The 16,707-nt window shown below is 60.1% G+C and carries 17 protein-coding genes and 2 pseudogenes; 12 read left to right on the top strand and 7 right to left on the bottom strand.

From position 1 onward, the window contains the following. Window positions 1–111: 111 nt before the first annotated feature. Both E3N85_RS09715 and E3N85_RS09720 read left to right on the top strand, forming a co-directional pair. Window positions 112–2,469, top strand: coding sequence for a PxKF domain-containing protein (locus E3N85_RS09715; protein ID WP_134462672.1), 2,358 nt, complete (start codon window positions 112–114; stop codon window positions 2,467–2,469). Next, entirely contained in the window at window positions 2,466–2,936 is a 471-nt protein-coding gene (locus tag E3N85_RS09720; RefSeq protein ID WP_206751242.1) for a hypothetical protein, read from the top strand. The genes E3N85_RS09715 and E3N85_RS09720 overlap by 4 nt, the downstream gene beginning before the upstream one ends. Before the next feature lie 370 nt (window positions 2,937–3,306). On the opposite strand, the gene E3N85_RS09725 is transcribed toward E3N85_RS09720, so the two are convergent. Further along, window positions 3,307–3,702 carry a hypothetical protein gene (locus E3N85_RS09725; RefSeq protein ID WP_134462676.1) on the bottom strand — a complete coding sequence of 132 codons (396 nt, stop codon included), beginning with the start codon at window positions 3,700–3,702 and terminating at the stop codon, window positions 3,307–3,309. Window positions 3,703–3,963: 261 nt separating this feature from the next. Further along, window positions 3,964–4,914 carry a YafY family protein gene (locus tag E3N85_RS09730; RefSeq protein ID WP_134462678.1) on the bottom strand — a complete coding sequence of 317 codons (951 nt, stop codon included), beginning with the start codon at window positions 4,912–4,914 and terminating at the stop codon, window positions 3,964–3,966. Window positions 4,915–5,003: 89 nt separating this feature from the next. Between E3N85_RS09730 and E3N85_RS09735 the strand changes: the two genes are divergently transcribed. From E3N85_RS09735 to E3N85_RS09770, 8 genes are all read left to right on the top strand, one after another. Further along, window positions 5,004–5,369 (top strand): VOC family protein, encoded by a 366-nt coding sequence (locus E3N85_RS09735; RefSeq protein ID WP_134462680.1) that lies wholly within the window; start codon window positions 5,004–5,006, stop codon window positions 5,367–5,369. A gap of 353 nt (window positions 5,370–5,722) precedes the next feature. Continuing rightward, window positions 5,723–6,589 carry a hypothetical protein gene (locus tag E3N85_RS09740; RefSeq protein ID WP_134462682.1) on the top strand — a complete coding sequence of 289 codons (867 nt, stop codon included), beginning with the start codon at window positions 5,723–5,725 and terminating at the stop codon, window positions 6,587–6,589. A 276-nt stretch (window positions 6,590–6,865) separates the two neighbouring features. Next, entirely contained in the window at window positions 6,866–7,459 is a 594-nt protein-coding gene (locus E3N85_RS09745; protein ID WP_134462684.1) for an RNA polymerase sigma factor, read from the top strand. Continuing rightward, window positions 7,456–8,004: a hypothetical protein gene (locus E3N85_RS09750; protein ID WP_134462686.1), complete on the top strand. Its 549-nt coding sequence runs from the start codon at window positions 7,456–7,458 to the stop codon at window positions 8,002–8,004. The genes E3N85_RS09745 and E3N85_RS09750 overlap by 4 nt, the downstream gene beginning before the upstream one ends. A 229-nt stretch (window positions 8,005–8,233) precedes the next feature. Beyond that, entirely contained in the window at window positions 8,234–8,440 is a 207-nt protein-coding gene (locus E3N85_RS09755) for a hypothetical protein (protein ID WP_134462688.1), read from the top strand. A gap of 1,003 nt (window positions 8,441–9,443) precedes the next feature. Continuing rightward, a complete protein-coding gene (locus E3N85_RS09760) occupies window positions 9,444–9,641 on the top strand; it encodes a hypothetical protein (RefSeq protein WP_134462690.1) in 198 nt (65 codons plus the stop codon). Window positions 9,642–9,790: 149 nt separating this feature from the next. Beyond that, the gene (locus E3N85_RS09765) at window positions 9,791–10,300 is read left to right on the top strand and encodes a hypothetical protein (protein ID WP_134462692.1); all 510 of its coding nucleotides are present in this window, start codon (window positions 9,791–9,793) and stop codon (window positions 10,298–10,300) included. A 279-nt stretch (window positions 10,301–10,579) separates the two neighbouring features. Next, on the top strand, window positions 10,580–11,614 hold the full coding sequence (locus E3N85_RS09770; protein WP_134462694.1) for an alpha/beta fold hydrolase: 1,035 nt from the start codon (window positions 10,580–10,582) through the stop codon (window positions 11,612–11,614). A gap of 455 nt (window positions 11,615–12,069) precedes the next feature. On the opposite strand, the gene E3N85_RS09775 is transcribed toward E3N85_RS09770, so the two are convergent. Then, window positions 12,070–12,270: a hypothetical protein gene (locus E3N85_RS09775; protein ID WP_134462696.1), complete on the bottom strand. Its 201-nt coding sequence runs from the start codon at window positions 12,268–12,270 to the stop codon at window positions 12,070–12,072. A 24-nt stretch (window positions 12,271–12,294) separates the two neighbouring features. Here E3N85_RS09775 and E3N85_RS16990 point away from each other — a divergent pair, with 24 nt between their 5' ends. Then, window positions 12,295–12,426 carry a hypothetical protein gene (locus tag E3N85_RS16990; RefSeq protein WP_255453880.1) on the top strand — a complete coding sequence of 44 codons (132 nt, stop codon included), beginning with the start codon at window positions 12,295–12,297 and terminating at the stop codon, window positions 12,424–12,426. 204 nt (window positions 12,427–12,630) lie between these two features. Here the strand turns inward: E3N85_RS16990 and E3N85_RS16800 are convergent. The 4 genes and pseudogenes from E3N85_RS16800 to E3N85_RS09800 form a co-directional block, all read right to left on the bottom strand. Then, window positions 12,631–13,739, bottom strand: a pseudogene (locus tag E3N85_RS16800) (DDE-type integrase/transposase/recombinase); the annotation flags it as partial. 119 nt (window positions 13,740–13,858) lie between these two features. Continuing rightward, window positions 13,859–13,981 (bottom strand): annotated as a pseudogene (locus tag E3N85_RS09790) (alpha/beta fold hydrolase); the annotation flags it as partial. 155 nt (window positions 13,982–14,136) lie between these two features. Beyond that, window positions 14,137–14,532, bottom strand: coding sequence for a hypothetical protein (locus E3N85_RS09795; RefSeq protein WP_134462702.1), 396 nt, complete (start codon window positions 14,530–14,532; stop codon window positions 14,137–14,139). Between the two features lie 464 nt (window positions 14,533–14,996). Then, a complete protein-coding gene (locus tag E3N85_RS09800; protein WP_241978414.1) occupies window positions 14,997–15,953 on the bottom strand; it encodes a zinc-binding dehydrogenase in 957 nt (318 codons plus the stop codon). 178 nt (window positions 15,954–16,131) lie between these two features. Here E3N85_RS09800 and E3N85_RS09805 point away from each other — a divergent pair, with 178 nt between their 5' ends. Next, window positions 16,132–16,599 carry a TetR/AcrR family transcriptional regulator gene (locus E3N85_RS09805; RefSeq protein WP_134462706.1) on the top strand — a complete coding sequence of 156 codons (468 nt, stop codon included), beginning with the start codon at window positions 16,132–16,134 and terminating at the stop codon, window positions 16,597–16,599. Window positions 16,600–16,707 lie beyond the last annotated feature (108 nt).

The raw sequence follows: 16,707 nt of genomic DNA on the forward strand, positions 1-16,707 counted from the left end.
GGTGGCTTCCTAGCAGTGGAGCCAGCTCAGGCGATAGGTGGTGCGGTCATCGACTCGGCCGATTGCATGCAGAACGAGTTGAGAGCGAACGATGATTCTTATTCCAGCTAGGTGCAGCTGCCGTTCGGCGTGGACTTCTACGGCACGTCGTTTGAGAGCTTGTGGGTGAACAACAACGGCAACGTGACATTCGACGGGCCGTTGAACACCTTCACTCCTTTCGGTCTAGCTGATACGCGCGCCAAGATCATCGCTCCGTTTTTCGCGGATGTCGACACTCGCGGTGTTGGTTCCGAAACCGTGCGCTATGGCTGGGGAACCACAACCTATGAAGGCCAGCGTGCCTTCTGTGTGAACTGGGTCGACGTCGGCTATTACAGTGCAAGTACCGACAAGCTCAACAGTTTCCAACTGCTCCTGGTCAACCGGGAAGACGCTTCCTCCCCTGGCGCCTTCGATATCATCTACAACTACGACAAGGTCCCATGGGAAACAGGCAGCGCCAGCGGCGGGACGGGAGGGCTCGGCGGAACCTCAGCAGTGGCAGGTTTCTCGAACGGCAGCGGCCGTGACGGCACCTCCTACGAGCTCTTCGGCTCCTCGGTCAATGGGGCTTTCGTCGACACGAGCCCCACTGGGCTGGCTAACACCAGCACCGATAGCTCCGTCACCGGAAGACACGTATTTCGGGTCCGCGGCGGCAGCGCACCGCTGACCCAATACGTCGCGCTCGGAGACTCGTGTCAATCCGGAGAAGGCGCGGGCGCGTACCTTCCCAACACCGACATTCCCGGCAACCGCTGCCACCGTTCGGCCTACGCATACCCGAAACGACTCGTCGAAGCTGGCGTGGTCAACCTGAATTTGGACTTCGGAGCCTGCAGCAACGCAGTGATCGACGATCTCTCAGTCGGCTACGACCCCAACCGCCCGCCTTACACCGACGGTATTGCGCAACTCGATCGCCTCAGTAGCAGCACAAAACTGGTCACCCTGGGCATCGGCGGCAACGACATGGGGTTCGCGGATGTGCTCAAAGGCTGCGTAACGGCGCAGCTCGGCGACGCTCTGAACCCGTTCGTTGATGCCGCGTGTGAACCGGAGTATGGCGACAGCGTCGATGACAGACTTGAAGTCATGATCGACAAGGACAAGCTGGGAACCATCTACAAGGAAGTCAGGCGCCGTGCTCCATTTGCTCGCGTGCTGATACTCGGATACCCACGCTTCTACGTCGAAGGCGGCCAGCACAACGCCGCCCACGACGACTATTGCGCCGGAATGCGCATGACAGATCAGCGGTGGATCAACCGTGAGATCAGACAGTTCAACAGTGCCATCAGCAATTCAGCGCGGTCTCTCGGCCTCCAATACGTCGGCATCTACGACACTCCTGCTGGCCACGAGTTGTGCGGTCCCAGCACCGACCTCTTCCTCAACGGGATCAAATTGTTCGATCAAGTCGAGTCGTACCACCCGAACGAATTCGGCCACGAATTGATCGCTCGCGACGTCACCGCGGCACTGCGAGCACCTTCTCCAGGGACGCTCTTCAATGTGCATCCTGGTGAAACCATCGACTACTCCTTCCAGTCCTCAGGGGGCGACCTTGACGCATCCACCCAGTGGCCCGGTAGCGATGTGGTGCTGTCTCTGACATCCCCATCAGGCCGTGTCATCGGGCGAGAAACCAGCGCCACCGATGTGAGCCACGAAGTCGGTCCTACTTTCGAGAGCTACCACATTGCGAACGCCGGGGTGGGGCAATGGACCGCGACACTCTTCGGTGCGCAGGTCGCGCCGCAGGGCGAGGAGACTCGTTTGGACGTCTGGCAGGCGCCACCTGCCAACCTGGATCCCACGGCAAGCATGTCTCTGGCCTCCGCAGGGCGTTCGATCACGCTCGATGCAGGCGCGAGCGCCGACGCCGACGCCGACGCCGACGCCGACGGCAGCATCGTCGAATATCTCTGGGAGTTCGGCGATGGCAGCACGGCTACCGGACGTCAAGTCAGCCACACTTACACCACCGCCGGAACATACTTGGTGACGCTCGCAATTCGAGATGACGAAGGCCGGGAAGCATTCGTTTCGGCGGATCAGCTTGTTGAGGTCCCGGAATATGAATTCAGCGGTTTCCGCTCACCCGTGGATGCCGCACCGGCCTTCAACCAGATGAAGGCAGGCAGGGCTGTGCCATTGAAGTTCGCGCTGGGCGGGGACTTTGGGATGGACATTCTGAGCGCAGGTTCGCCGTCTTCAACAGCGACCGAATGCGCAACAGGCGTAGCCATAAGCAACGTAGAAACGACCACAACCGCAGGCAACAGCTCACTGTCATACGATGCGGCGAGCGGAACGTACACGTACGTCTGGAAGACCGCGTCCACATGGGCAGGCACCTGCCGAACATTCACACTTACGCTCAATGACGGCAGCTCCGACGTCGCCAAATTCAAAGTCAAATGATGATGACGCAGAGCGGTAAAGAGGCGGAGTCGGCTCTCGGCGTGGGCGCGGTTCTGGCCTGGGCAGGGATCCTCGTCCTGTGGTCGGCCCTCGTCGTTTCATGCACAGTGCTCTTGGGTCGTGGTGCTTACATGACCGTGTACTTCGCAGCAACCGGCGAGGCACTCGCAGAAGCCCGGACCGGAAACCTGTTGATCTTCGTCGGCTCACTCGGCCTGTTCATCGCCGCGGTTTGGGCACGGCTAATGCGCGTGCCGCTTTGGGCTTGCATCCTGGTCGCTGTTCCGGCGGCTCTCGTTGGGGGGCTCTCGCTTTTTGCTGGCGCCACTCTAATTCCGGAGCTAAGTTACCTTCTGGCGGTACCGATTGCCGCTGCTGCCCTCATCAGCGTTCTGATCCTTGCCCGGCCGATCCGCCGCAACCCAGTGACGATTGAACGTGCCTCATCCAGGTCCGACGAGGCGTAACCATGCAGCCACCCCGGTCACGTGGCTGGTCGGAACTCCGATCGCGCGGGCGGCAGCAGGCATACGTACCCGTGCACAACGCGGTGCCTAGTACGGCCCGGTCACGGGATACCTGGACTCCATCGCAGCCCTAATCTAGCGGTCTGTTCCGGACAATCAACGCCCGGGCTTCCCCGCCGCTCTTCGGTGGTGGGAAGAACTCCAGCAGGTCAGTGTCCTGCATCGCGGTCATGAGCAAGACCGGCCCATGCGACATTCTCCAAGTCGGGTATCACGGCCCATTCTCCCCTCGTCGGCCTGGTTTGCGGGCTGGTCCTCGCCAGGCCGCTGCTTCGCGCTGGCTCCGTTCCCCCAACGCGTCCGTTGACCATCAGGAATCAGACTGAGCCTCCGCCCGCCGGCGGCGAGTGCTAATTACTATCCATCGAAAGATGGCGGCATTGACCGCGGCCAAAAGGAAGAATCCCAGGTAGTACAACGCCGCGCTCAGCGACAGTGCTCCGACGGCCAATTCTTCTGGCCCCGATCCTTGCGATGAACCCAGTGAACCGGCAACGTAATACGGAGTTGATAGCGGCAGCGTCAACACAACGATGAGTAGAACAATCGCTTCGGCTGCGCCCGTCCCCGCTCCCACGTCAAAGGCGCGCATCACGCACACCGACGCAACGAGCCCGCCGACTGCCGCCAGGTAAGCGCCCATCATCGCAACGGCCCAAGAGGGCAGGCGGCGCTTCCGAGTCGGTTTTGTGCGGTCAGTCGTCATCTCCGAAAGCTACAGGACGCGCCCGACCCCGGGCAATAAGCCATGGCAATCGTGCCCTTGTCCTTCGAGTTACTCCGACCAACGAGTGTCAGTTGACGGACGTCCACCGGCACACCTGGGCACACGATCGCTGGCTCTGAGTCCGTTCCCGAAAGGGGAACCCTTTGCGGGACGCGTACGGCTCTACGTTTCGGACTCACTTTTGGCGCAAACTCAGAATCGATGCTGGAGAGGAGCGGAGTTTTGGGCTCTGCTGCCAGGTCAGCCTCGGTACAGGGCCGCCATGGCAGTGGCAACGTCCCGCATAACAGCCCGCGCCTCCGGCGGACTCGTGACGCGGAGGTGGTCACCGAATTGCAACAGCTGACGCACGGACTCCACCTGGTCGTAGATCACGGTGATCTCGACGTGGTCGGCATCAGCGGGCTTACTGCTGGCGAGTCGAGAGCCTAGAATCCGTCGAGCGAGGTCAAGCCTGTCCTTCGACAGCGTTGCTATAATTGTGACGCCTCCCCGGTTCTCGACCGCCGTACTCAAATCACGGCTGACGCTGGCGAGCGTTGCGTTCGGTCGAAGTCGCCGAACCTCTGGCAGGACATCCCAGCCCTCTAATCTTTGGAGCGAGTACAGCCTAGGTACGCGGTCGACATCGGCTACCAGGTACCAACGGCCGGACTTCGCTAGAAGCCCGTACGGGTCAACGGCGTGCCATGAGGCACCTCGTTCGGCACTTCTCCGATAATGAATCCGCAAACGCCTGCCCGACTGTAGGTTTCGGGCGAGTTCGGCGACGCCGGCAGCGCTTGGCATCGGACTAAACCATGGAGTGTTGTCGACCACAATCAATTCGGACAATGGCAGTTCCAACTGGCGGCCTTGAGCTCGGCGGGAAGCGATCTTCATTTGGGCGCTGCGCGTGAGTGAATCGATGCCAAGTTGGCGCGCTTGTCCGGTGTCCAAACCCAGCAGCGTCAGCGCATCGACCTCAGTGGGACTGAGTTTGGACACATCTAGTTGTGACCCTGGAAGCAGGACTACGCCTCCATATCGGCCTCGCTCGGCGAACACCGGTACATCTGCGTCCGCCAGAGCCACGACGTCGCGCAGTACCGTCCGAACGGAAACTCCCAACTCCTCTGCCAGCTCAAGCGCCGTCATCTGGTGGCGCGTCTGGAGCAGCAACATCATCGAAAGCAGGCGGTGGGACTTCATCTCACCAGTATCGACGGATACCAGACAAAATCTGTCATGTATTGATGAAAGGCTTGACGTAGCCGAGAACGTCAATTAAGGAGATCCCCATGGCATTACCAAACCTGTTCCTCATCTATGTCACCGATGTTGAGCGCTCCACCCGCTTCTACAGCGACCTCTTCGAGATGGAACCTGTCACCATTACCCCGCGTTATGTCCCGTTCGAGGTAGCCCCAGGCGTGCTCTTCGCTCTATGGTCTGGCCGCAGCGACACCGTCACGACGGCGACGCCGCGAACCAGCGAGTTGGGACTCATGCTGCCCGGGTCAGCATCCGGAGTCGATGACTGCTTCACCGCGTGGACGGCCAAGGGGGCCACCGTTATCGAAGAGCCGCACGAAGACGTCTTCGGGCGCACATTCGTGGTCGCCGACCCGGATGGCAACCTCATTCGGGTCTCTCCAATCGACTGAAACGGAGCACAAGGGCAGACTCGATTAAGCAATTCTGCCCCTGGAAGGCTCGAATACCGCACCGGTCACCCGTCTCTGCGCGGTTTCAAGCGTGAAGTGCCGCGATCCAAGGCTGTTCGCGCGTTGGGTGACAGACGCCGCCTGTTCTAGAGGTATGTCCCGCAAGGGGAACGCCAAATGCGACGGTGGTCTACCGCATGCGGTCGCCAGATGGTTCGACTGCAGATCGCTCCGAAGGTGAATTGAACGCCGCGCCCAGAGCACATCCTGCGGCGAAGCGTTTCCATATTGCCTCGACACGCTCAGCGATACTTGTGCACCTCTGGGGTGCCCGCGTGACCTACACTCGGCTCATGATCGATCCCATCGCATTGAAGGCCGCCGCGCAAGGCGTCCGATCCTTCGGTGCTGTCCTAGACAAATTCCTTGGACCGACCGCGGAAGAAATGGGCAAGGACCTTCTCGATTCTTATACGCGACGGCGGAACGTGCGGCGCGTTGCGGCGCGAGCCGTCGAGCGTTCAAGCCTGGAGGCGGACGGAACAATTCCCGACGGAGCAATTCCCGCTCGTGTTGCCGCGGAACTCTTTGACAAAGCGCAGTGGGCCGACGACGAATTCGTGGCGGAGTATCTATCCGGTGTCCTTGCCTCAGCCCGAACTGCAGAAGGGAGAAATGACTCTGGAGTTTCTTGGACCGCTCTCGTCGGGCGTCTGTCCTCCGACCAGTTGGCGTTGCATTGGGCGATTTACAGCGGATTTCAGCAGCGGGTGCGCGGAAGAGAGCGCGATGACTTCTGGACTCTTGTCGGCAAACAGATCGTCATCGATTATGAACAACTCTTCACGACGCTCGAGTGGCCTTTGACCACTGAGGCGGAACTTGCTCGGGTGATGGACGCTGCATATGGGCTTAGGCGTGAGGGGCTACTATCTGATCTCACGCATGGGACTGGTGGCTATCTGGCAGACGATGTCACCTGGACAAAGGGTCGCAAGCTCGACCACGACGCTGGATATCTCTCATATAAAGTGACCAGCGATGGCGTGGGATTGCTTCTCCACGCGGTTGGAGAAGGGGAGCTTTGGTATGGGGACGTCGGCGGGGAGCGTGCCACCTTGGCGGTCGACGCTACGAGCGCACTTCCTCGAGGCGAGTCGACAACGTTCATCGACGACATCCCGATGGCGGCTGAGGGAGATGGCCTGATCGAAACGTAAGCCCAAGACTCACAGCACGATACAGAGGAACCAGCAAGCTGTTGCCCGTTTGCCGGACCTCCAGCGCGACAGGTCTGCGGCCAATCCACCCACCGGCGTTACGCGAAGACGCTGTGTCACTTGGGAACCCTCTACGGGACGCACGGGAGTGCCGTCAACGCTTGCCGGCGTCCAGGCCGTTCTCCGTAGTGCAGGTCGCGATGTCCCGACGGATTATCGAAGCAGGTGCAGGCGCGAGACGTGTAACACTTCTTAGCCGGTCGGACATTATTAGTTATGACCTCCTTCGATGCAGACGCGAACGACGCACAGTTGTGGTCGCACGTGCGTGCGGGGGACGGTCAATCGTTCGGCTTGCTCTTCGACCGGCACCGCGACAGGGTTTTCAGATACAGTCTGAGGCTTGTTCGATCACATGTTGACGCCGAGGATGTGACCGCGATGGTATTCCTTGAAGCGTGGCGGCGACAATCACGAGTGCGGCTCGTCAACGGCTCGATTATTGCTTGGCTACTCGCAACGGCCACCAACGTTGCACGCAACCGCCTCCGGTCTGCCGTGCGATACCAACGAATGCTCAACAAAATTCCTCGACCGGAACCTGCCCCCGACCACAGCAATAGCGTTCTGGACGGGCTCGCGGCGGAGCCAGCACACCGGACAGTGCAAGAAGCCTTTCGCGGATTAAATCGCCGCGATCAAGAAATTCTCTCGCTCTGTGTCTTTGAAGAGCTCTCAGCGCCAGACGTTGGTGAGCTTCTCGGCATCGCTCCCGGTGCCGTTCGAGCACGCCTCATGCGCGCTAAACGGCGCCTCATACACACCCTCGACCTTGAATCTTTGAAAGAGCCCTTAGGAGAGACACGATGAATACCGACGACGAAAACCCTCCAGTTTTCGATGAGTCGCGGAGTGCCGCGTTTCGAGTAGTTCTCGTTGACGTTGCAGACATCGGAACAGAACAGAATCGTCGATTCCGAGTTGCGCAACGGGCATGGACCATCGTGCCGGCTTCCCTTTTGATACTCGGCCTAAGCGCTGGCACTTTTTTTGCGGTCCAGAACGTGACCGATAAGAACTCAGTGGCGTGCTTTGCTCGTGCCGAACTGGACTGGCGCGGGTCTTTCCCCGGAACGACCGCGGTGTCGCTCGTGGGCACGCTTGATGGTACTGATGGAGGGTCGGCACCCATTGCGGACGCTATTGGGTTTTGTTCCGACCTCTGGGCACAGCACTCGCTGGACGCAAGCTACCCGAACGGAACTCCACCCGGACCCGGATATAACGATCGCACCTTTTCCCATCCCGTACCCAGCCCCTTAACGGAGTGCGTGATGAAGAACGGAACAGCGGCCGTCATTCCCGGTGACCCGGACGTGTGCGGCGAACTAGGCCTCGCCTCAAAATCTCAATAGTTTGCTTGGCATCAGGGTCCCGGTGACGGAATTTTCATTCTCGTGAGTTTTCCTAGGATTCACAACCAGTCAATCTACGGCTCGTGGGCCAGCCCCACATGAGGAACCCCCTGCGGGACGGTGGAGGGGCAGCACTTTGCGTTGGGATCTAGTGCGTCGCCAGGACTTCCCATCGCCGCCCGCGAATCGCGAACAGTCAATTCAGGACAGGAACATGTAAGTTCGTCGGGTGACCTCTCTTCAGAACAATTCGGAGCGACGAATGCTGCCGATTCGTCTCAGAGTCCTTCTGTCGGCGTTAGGCGTCGGTTTGCTGGCCGGTGGTATCGCGATGATTGTGGCGGAAAATCAATGGGGAGCCCTGATTGGGATTTCGGGCATCATCACGATCACAGCGGCATTTCAGAAATACAGGACACGATCGGCCCCGCGTTAGAGACCAAGTTGGCCCTCCGGCTTCCAGGGCCGCGGTTTGAATCCTTCAGCTGGCAGCATCGTAAGTCGCGACGATTTCATGCTGTCACCCCGTGAGAAAGCGTTGGCAGCTTGCCGGCACGGCCGCGGGTAAGCGATGCTTACCGCAGCACCGGTAGCTGAGAGCTGGAGGTGTCGCCGGCCGTGAGATTTATCGTGATGAACGTCGGCAGATTCACGGTTGATGGCACGTCGAACTCGAACGTCGTTGGGGCGGAATCTGCCGTGCAGGGGCCTTCGGTATCGACCGAGAATCCGAACGTCATCGTCGCTAGATCCGCTGAGTCCGCGTGGGGCGGGCAGCTTGAGCTGCTGGCCAGGACAATCGCCAGCCGCCCATCGACGACTGTTGCATAGCCCGCAGAGAAGTCGACCAGACCACTGGGCAGAGGTGTCGGCTCGCCCGGGTACGCGGTCGTTGCGGCACCCGCCGGAATTGCCGTCGACGGCTCAGTCGTGCACCCACCCATGCCGACTGCTACGGCAATCGCGATCGCGATCAGCGCCGGTCGTTTCTGACTCCTAGTCACAATCTACGGGCGAAGAATGCCCCGCACCGGGCCTCCTCCCGCCGGGTGGTGCAATTCATCGTCACCGTGCACATGAGCTACCTTCCTGTGGCAGCATGCCCTTGATCCTCCGCGTGTTTACTCGACTCAAGAACCGCGCTTGTGCGCCTTCCCCAGCGAATGAATAGTGCCAGAACCACGACTATCGCGACAATGACGAGGACCTGAACGACCACCCAAAAGTTCCACCAAAATAGAGAACCAAACTCCATATCAATCACTCCCCGATTCGCGGACAAGCGGCTGTCTTACCGCGAGCATACGACACGGTGCCTGCTCAGGGCAGTTGCGAGCGAGTCGATTATGCGGCCGCGCGGGGGGCAACAAGCAGCCCGTAAGCCGAACGTCATCCGGGACCGCAGATCTTCGCGGTGGGCGCAAAGCGTGTGCGTCTCGATGGCAATATCCGCACTTACCGGTGACGTTTCAAAAACCTCAAACAACATCCGTTCGGCTGCAACGACTTCCTCCAGTGTGCTGCTGATTGCGGCAGCGGCAGCAAGTTCTGGCTTCATTGCTGGCTCTGGCCTGCCAAAATTCGAGCGGCGCTTGTCGTGCAATATCGAGCTCTTTTACGGAACTGACAGTTTCTGAAGCGTGGCAGAAAGTCCTAGCCGTCGCGGAGACCATCGCGTGAACTACCGAGATCGCCGGACACGCAGTCGGAACGGGCAGATCTAACACATTTGCAACGAAATCGCGGGAGTCCTGCCTTGCACTGAGTGGTGTGCAAGGGTCAAAGCATGAGCAATCGCGCTAATCGATCCCGCAAAGCGTTGATGGCGCTTGTGGGCGTCGTTGTCGCCGCCGCGATCTCAGGCTGCAGTGGGGCTCCTTCCACAATTTGTTCCGCCGTCGGCTACATCAATACGTTGTCCGTACAGCTGACCGGCGACGCTAGTCAGATCACCGAGGTGCGCCTCTGTGATCTGGACGGCGTCTGCTCAGAAATCGACCACGGAGTGCAACCGATCGAAGCATCCCAATCTCCGCTCGTCGGTGGTGTCGACCCAACCGTCAGATCTTTCGCACCGTCGAGCCGAGATCTTTCGCCCTATACCGCCAGTGGAAGCGGGAACTCCTGGTCGGTCCAGATGCCCACCCAGCCCGAACAGGGTTCGATTACGGCCCACTATGCCGACGGCTCGGTTGCAGCAGAGGTCACGACAGACTTGATCTGGGAAGACGTTGAGGGCACCACTGAATGTGGAGGCCCCGTCGAAGCCGGTCCAATTGTTATCCCTCTGACTTGATCCTGGCCTCATCACGAAATCTACTCAGGGTGTGTCATAGAAGACTGCGCTTCGAGCCGACCGGCCTTGCCGGCGGGCAGCGAATCGCCTGCAGCACGAATGGAACACGCGCAACTACCCGTAAGGGGAACCCCCAACGCGATACCGAAATAATGGGCGGCCGAGCGGTGACGTCGGTGCGCGGACCCAGTCAGTTGAGGGCTGTCCTCGCCGCCAGGTGCCGAGCCAAGCTCGTGCCAGATCCGGCGCTGTTCGCCGCCACCCCCGTAGGGTGACCCTATGACCGCACCTCACTTAGATTCCGCGCTTGACATCATTCGAAGTGTTGAACGAATTTCGACACCTCGCGGAATTCAGAAGAGTGACATCGTCACGCTCGGCGGCGTACCCCAATTCGTCTCGATACGCGGAACCTCAACACGAAATCCGGTTCTCCTGTTCGTGCATGGAGGACCGGGAACGCCGTTGGCTCCGACGGCGTGGATGTGGCAACGACCTGTTGAAGAATTCTTCACCGTGGTGCATTACGACCAACGTGGAGCGGGCCGGAGCCACGGTCTGAGCGATCCGGCCGAAATCCGTGACACCCTTCAACCCGGACAGTACGTTGAGGACTTAATAGAGTTAACCGAGTGGCTGCTCAGGACACTCGATGTCAGCAGCATCAGTATCGCCGCACACAGCTGGGGAACGGTCGTGGCAACCACCGCAGTTGTGAAGCGCCCGGACCTGTTCTCGTCTTATCTGGGCATTGGCCAGGTCGTAGATTTCACCGAGGCCGAACGAGTCAGCTTTGACTGGCTGCTAGACGAGGCCCGCCATCGTGTTGACCTGTCCGCCCAGTCAGAACTCCAGAAACTGGAGCCGTATCCGGGGCCCGGCCCGATGGATCCGCAGAAGCTGGCGATTCATCGTTCCTGGGTGGGTCGCTACGGTGGCTTCGCTGCGGGCCGATCCGACTGCGACTATTTTCTCGATGGCAGTACCGTGTCGCCAGATCTCAGCGCCACGGATCGCGCGCATATCGACTTGGGGAACATCCTCAGTGCAGAGATGTTAGTCCCGCAACTCATGGACATCACCCTCTCCACCATCACGCAGTTCCCCATCCCCATCATTCAGTTTCAGGGACGCCACGACCAAATGACGCCGGCTGCACCCGTGGAGTTCTGGATGAATTCCCTCACCGCTCCGAGCAAGCACATCGAATGGTTTGAGCACTCGGCCCACATGCCCATGTACGAAGAACCAGGACATTTCCTCACCGCCTTGCTCGCACACATTCAGCCCTGGGCAACCGCTGCGCCCCGTTAGCTGCCCAGGGACCTAAATTCTTGCCGCTGGGCTGCGTCCGTCGCGCTCCGTGTGAGGAACCTTCTACGGGACATGCGAGGTTCCCGTGTCGAGCCACTGACCCGGTGCAATCGAATATTGTGAACCGTAGGTGGTAGCGGCGAGGTCGTTCAGCCGATTGTGACCTTTGCGTTCTATGGCGGCGTTCTGCGATCGCCATTTGGCGCCTCGGACTCATTGCCTGCGCCGCTTCGGAGCAGGTGCTAGTGTCTGACGTCCCATGGATTACGGAGCGATTTGGTTGCGGGGCACTCCAATCATTCAGCGCAGATCCAAGGCCACACGCCTGAAGGGGTCCTCGCGCGCCATTGCTCTCGTTGCCCGCGTAATCGGACTCGTTTCGTGACGGCCGGGCCTTAAATGGAAGTTTCTCTACAGAGTCAATTTTGTTTGAACGCGACCCTGTCCCGAGGCAGCTAACGATTAGCCCGGCCCAGAGCGCGAAGACTACGCACGCCAACCACCAGGCTGAGCGGCATGAGGATAAACAGCGGAAGCCATGACCAAACCAATTCGGTGTTGAAGATGAGGTTGAACAGCGCGAGTAGCATCACGAGCGATGCGACCACCACGCAGAACCAAGCCATGGGTCGCGACAACGGCGTCGAGGTCTTCATAAAGCCGCATGTTACACGGACCCGATGCAACTCGTGGCTATTATCTGCCTGGCTTCCGTGCTGCCGTTCATCGGACCGAAAAAAACCGGCCGCGACCATGCGATCGGTTCGGACGAAAGTCGCCGTCAGGATGCCCGTCTCGCAGCCGAGATCTAGGATGGCTCGCGCACAGATCTCATCCGCGCCCTGCCGTTAGAACTAGTGGTCCGCGCCGTCAGGGTTGTCGGCGTAGCGCTCACCGACCCGCCCGGCGTAGGCGTCCATGCGCTCACCATATTGGCTTGGTAGACAACCGTTCAGTGACCGCCAACCGGACGCAGCTCGAACCGGCGGACACTTGGCGGGTAGTGATCCTCGTGCCCGGAAGGGGAACGTCGGCGAGAATGTGAGGGTCTTGAACCACGCCTCGCTGTAGGGATTGTCATTGCTCACGCGCGGCCTCGAATGCGACTTAGTAACCTCCAGATCAGACAACAACGCCGCGACGGTCTTGGACGTCATCGACGTGCCGCGGTCGGCGTGCACGACCCGCGGGACGCCGTGAATGCCGAAGATTTCCTTCATCATCTCCACCGCCAGCTCGCCCGATTCCGACGCGTGAACATACGCGCCGGCGATGTAGCGGGAGTAAATATCGATCATCACGTAGGCATCGAAGTACTTCCCCTTGACCGGGCCAGCGAGTTTCGTAATATCCCAGCTGAGCACCTGGCCCGGTCCCGTCGCCGTCAGCTCAGGGATCGCTCGGGCTGGATGGCGTGCCAGACGGCGGCGGTCCTTGACCTGCTTGTTCTCGTTCAGCACCCGATACATCGTTGATATTGAGCACAAGTAGGTGCCCGCGTCGAGCAGCTGCGCGTAAATCTGAATCGGCGGCAGGTCCACGAACGACTCCGAATTGACGACGGCGAGAATCTGCCGGCGGCCGGCATCATCGATCTTGTTCGCCGGTATCGGCGACGGCCCAGCCACCGGGATGCGTGGTTTCCTGGTGGCGGTCGCTCGAGGAATCCCGACCAAGTCGGCCGCGACGCGAGTCGAGATCCCTCGGCTAGCCAGTTCGCGATAGGCGGTCATTACGGCTTCGTGTGCGGTGTTTCGTCCCGCGAGCTCTTCGAAAGACTTTCGAGTAGCTCGTGCATTTTTGACATGATCTCCAACGCCACCCCCGTCGTTTCCAGGCGCTGCTCGGTCTTGCTCAGCTGGCGGCGCAGCCGGGCGATTTCCGCTTGTTCCGGAGTTAACCGGCCAATCTTCTCGCCGGGCTTCTTCCCCGCGAGAACACCGGCGTCACGCAGCTTTCGCCACTCCGTGATCTGCGAGGAGTACAAACCTTCGGTGCGCAGATACGCGCCGCCGTCGTGGTCCTTGATCGCCGCGTCATACGCAGCCAAATGGGCAAGCTTCTGCGCTGGGCTGAACGACCTTCTCGAGGTCGGACCACCAGCTCGGGGTCCGGGACTACTCATATGACTATCGTCGCGCACGGCAATCAAAGACGGGCTGGACATGATGATGATTCCTGATTCTCGCCCTACGTCACACGGCGGACTTGCTCTGAGCTACTGGCCTCACCCAACCCTGACACGTAGGGCTCGCCCGACAGGGGCCAACCGTGGATCAGGACCACGGTGCGGCCGCCGCCACCGGTGTCGTCGACGTGAAGGTTGGTGTCCTTGAAGAGCCCATGGTGGGCGGTGATCTCAGTCATGACGTTGATGCCTTCCTGAACCGCCCTTGTGGCGGCTACCGGTTGATTCGTAGCACACTCCGCCGAATGGGTCGCGCGGCTTCCGGTTCAATCCCGCCCAGCCTGCCATGACAACCGTATGTGTCTCGTAAGCGATGTGTGTCGAATCCCATTAGTTATGGTGCAGGTGGGCGATCAGCCGCGGAGGCTTCGCCCGCCGCTTGCGCACCTTTAATCTCGTGGGGGTCCGCTTGCAGCAGCGCTTCGTCGAATGGACGTCGACCCGCCCAGATCATGAACAAGAGCAATGCCGTCGCTTGAATCCCTAGCAATACGAAACCCCATCCGATCGGGCGGCTGACGACAACGAAGCCGATCCCTAAGAGAAAGAGGAGTCCCGTCCCGAGCGCAGCGAGCACAGCGCCGATCACGTTCGAGATTGGTCTCGCATTCAGGCTCAGCCAAAGTGTGGTCAGTCGTTGCTCGCTTCGCGAAATCCACATGAGCAAAATGAGCGTTCCAACCAGCAGCACAGATGAGATCAGAACGGCGATCAATTCAGCAGCGATCAATTCTCGAGTCTCTCAGAAGCTGCACCTCGCGGCATCGGTGCGCATCAGATCTGTATGCAAAACCACCGCCAGATGGCACTGCCATCTACAACGATGAGAAGTACTCGAGCTACGCTCGCCACATGCAATCTGGTTGGGTTCCCTACAAGTGGTTTTGGCGATCGGCGGGCTACTCATCGTTCTCGCCGTGCTAGCTGTGTTTCAAGGAAGCGTACTTCTCCTCGTGACCCTAGGAGCCACCGGAGTGGTCCTGATCATCCTTGGCTACGTTGAACGGCAGCACGGCGCTCCGCCAATCCGATCGCGCAAAAGTGACACGGTTCGACTGTGCCACTCAAGATCGGATTCCTTATCTGTCTCGTATCCGAGCTGTGCCGAAACCCATCTGTTAGGACACAAATCGATTAGGAGACAGTGCGGCAACATAAGCGTGTGCTCTCATGTCCACCCCTCGCTGGCCACCCTTAGTGGCTCGGCTGAGGGTGCATGACGATCTTGCCGACGTGCCCCCTGCGGGCAAGTTCTTCTTGCGCTTGAGCGGCTTGGTCCAGTGGGAAGGTCGCGGCGATGATGGGTTGGATCTCGGACCGCCGAGCCATGTCCATGAGGAGATCGAAATGTTTGGGCGTGTGCATCGCGGAGCCGATTACCTGCGCGTTGTGCAGATAGAGACGGCGCACGTCGAAGGTCACAGCGTACCCGCCGAGCGCACCGGCGATAACCCATCGGCCACCTTCGCGCAGCAGCGGCAGCCCCTCACCCACCAGCTCACCAGCGACGACATCGAGTGCCACATCGATACCCTCCGGGGCGGCAGCGCGGACCTGCTCGGCAACGTCTCCCGCGCGGTCGACAACTTCGTGTGCGCCCGCCTCGCGCACCGCATCGATCTTGGATCCGCTGCTGATGGCGACCACCCTCGCGCCTCGCGCGCGGGCGATCTGCACCAGCGCAATACCGACACCGCCGGACGCTCCCGAGACCAGCACGGTCTCTTTCTCTTGCAGTCTGCCCCGCTCGATCATGCCCAGCGCAGTGCCGTAGGCGGTCGGCAACGCGGCGAGCTGATCGTCGGTGAGCAGGGATTCAGTCACGTCGTGCACACGTTTCGCCGGCGCGGTTACGTACTCGGCGTAACCACCGTCGCGTTCGCTCCCCATCAGGCCCACCGGATTCGCGTTGGGCTCTTCCGCGTCGTAGATCGCTGGGTCGACGACCACTCGCAGGCCCACGAGACCCTCGTCCACATCGGCACCAACGGCAACGACGCGGCCAGCGACATCGGCGCCCTGGATGCGCGGGAAGTCGAGCGGACCGCGCCAGCCCGATAGCGCCTTTGGGTCTTCCGGACGACCATATGCCCCCGCTCGAGTCCACAGGTCGGTGTTGTTCAGCGCCACGGCGCTGACTTGGACCAGCACTTCTCCTGACTTCGGAGCAGGCACGGCCACCTCTGTCAGCTCAAGAACCTCCGGCCCTCCATGTTCTGCGATCCGGACGGCGCGCATAGTCTTGGAAACACTCATCGTCTAATCTCCTTATCGGTACACTGATCTGTGAAGACAACCTAGTGCACACCGATCGGTGAAGGAGTGTCCGATGCGGGAAGCAAAGCACTTGACGGCTGCTGGTCATCGCGTCCTGGCGGCTGCTGGCGAGCTGTTCTACAACCGCGGGATTACAGCGGTCGGTGTAGATCTGATCGCCGAACGCTCAGGTGTGACGAAGCGGACCCTGTACAACCAGTTCGGCTCGAAAGACCACCTCGTGGCGACCTACCTCGAGGAACGTGACCAGCGCTGGCGATCACTTGTCCGCACCACGGTCGATACCTGCGACTCTCCGGTCGAGGCCGTCACTGCGCCCTTCGATGCGCTGTGCACCTGGAGTGAGACCAACACCCGCGGATGTGCATTCATCAATGCACTGGCCGAACTCCCAAACCCTTCCCATCCCGCGCACGGAGTCGCCTCGAATCAGAAGCTCTGGCTGTTGAACTTGTTCAAGGAACTCGCCACTGCGGAACTTGTCAAGGCGGATGAGACCAGTGGGAGTTTAGGCAGCTAGTTCGAGGCGGTCATTCTCGGTGGGTTTGTCGGCTGGTTTGTTGATCCATGCCGTCTCGGGAATGGAGAGAATCTTAGGTGCCTGGGTCGTGCTGAATCGCTCTGGGAA

This window comes from Cryobacterium sp. Hz9 (genome assembly GCF_004402825.1).
Taxonomy (GTDB): Bacteria; Actinomycetota; Actinomycetes; order Actinomycetales; family Microbacteriaceae; genus Cryobacterium; species Cryobacterium gelidum.

What these genes read in the sequence shown, in the direction of transcription:
- E3N85_RS09725 (WP_134462676.1), bottom strand. Translation starts at nt 3,702, where the DNA reads ATGACGACTGACCGCACAAAACCGACTCGGAAGCGCCGCCTGCCCTCT.
- E3N85_RS09770 (WP_134462694.1), top strand. Translation starts at nt 10,580, where the DNA reads ATGACCGCACCTCACTTAGATTCCGCGCTTGACATCATTCGAAGTGTT.
- E3N85_RS09740 (WP_134462682.1), top strand. Translation starts at nt 5,723, where the DNA reads ATGATCGATCCCATCGCATTGAAGGCCGCCGCGCAAGGCGTCCGATCC.
- E3N85_RS09735 (WP_134462680.1), top strand. Translation starts at nt 5,004, where the DNA reads ATGGCATTACCAAACCTGTTCCTCATCTATGTCACCGATGTTGAGCGC.
- E3N85_RS09750 (WP_134462686.1), top strand. Translation starts at nt 7,456, where the DNA reads ATGAATACCGACGACGAAAACCCTCCAGTTTTCGATGAGTCGCGGAGT.
- E3N85_RS09775 (WP_134462696.1), bottom strand. Translation starts at nt 12,270, where the DNA reads ATGAAGACCTCGACGCCGTTGTCGCGACCCATGGCTTGGTTCTGCGTG.
- E3N85_RS09765 (WP_134462692.1), top strand. Translation starts at nt 9,791, where the DNA reads ATGAGCAATCGCGCTAATCGATCCCGCAAAGCGTTGATGGCGCTTGTG.
- E3N85_RS16990 (WP_255453880.1), top strand. Translation starts at nt 12,295, where the DNA reads ATGCAACTCGTGGCTATTATCTGCCTGGCTTCCGTGCTGCCGTTCATC.
- E3N85_RS09805 (WP_134462706.1), top strand. Translation starts at nt 16,132, where the DNA reads ATGCGGGAAGCAAAGCACTTGACGGCTGCTGGTCATCGCGTCCTGGCG.
- E3N85_RS09745 (WP_134462684.1), top strand. Translation starts at nt 6,866, where the DNA reads ATGACCTCCTTCGATGCAGACGCGAACGACGCACAGTTGTGGTCGCAC.
- E3N85_RS09720 (WP_206751242.1), top strand. Translation starts at nt 2,466, where the DNA reads ATGATGATGACGCAGAGCGGTAAAGAGGCGGAGTCGGCTCTCGGCGTG.
- E3N85_RS09760 (WP_134462690.1), top strand. Translation starts at nt 9,444, where the DNA reads ATGGCAATATCCGCACTTACCGGTGACGTTTCAAAAACCTCAAACAAC.
- E3N85_RS09730 (WP_134462678.1), bottom strand. Translation starts at nt 4,914, where the DNA reads ATGAAGTCCCACCGCCTGCTTTCGATGATGTTGCTGCTCCAGACGCGC.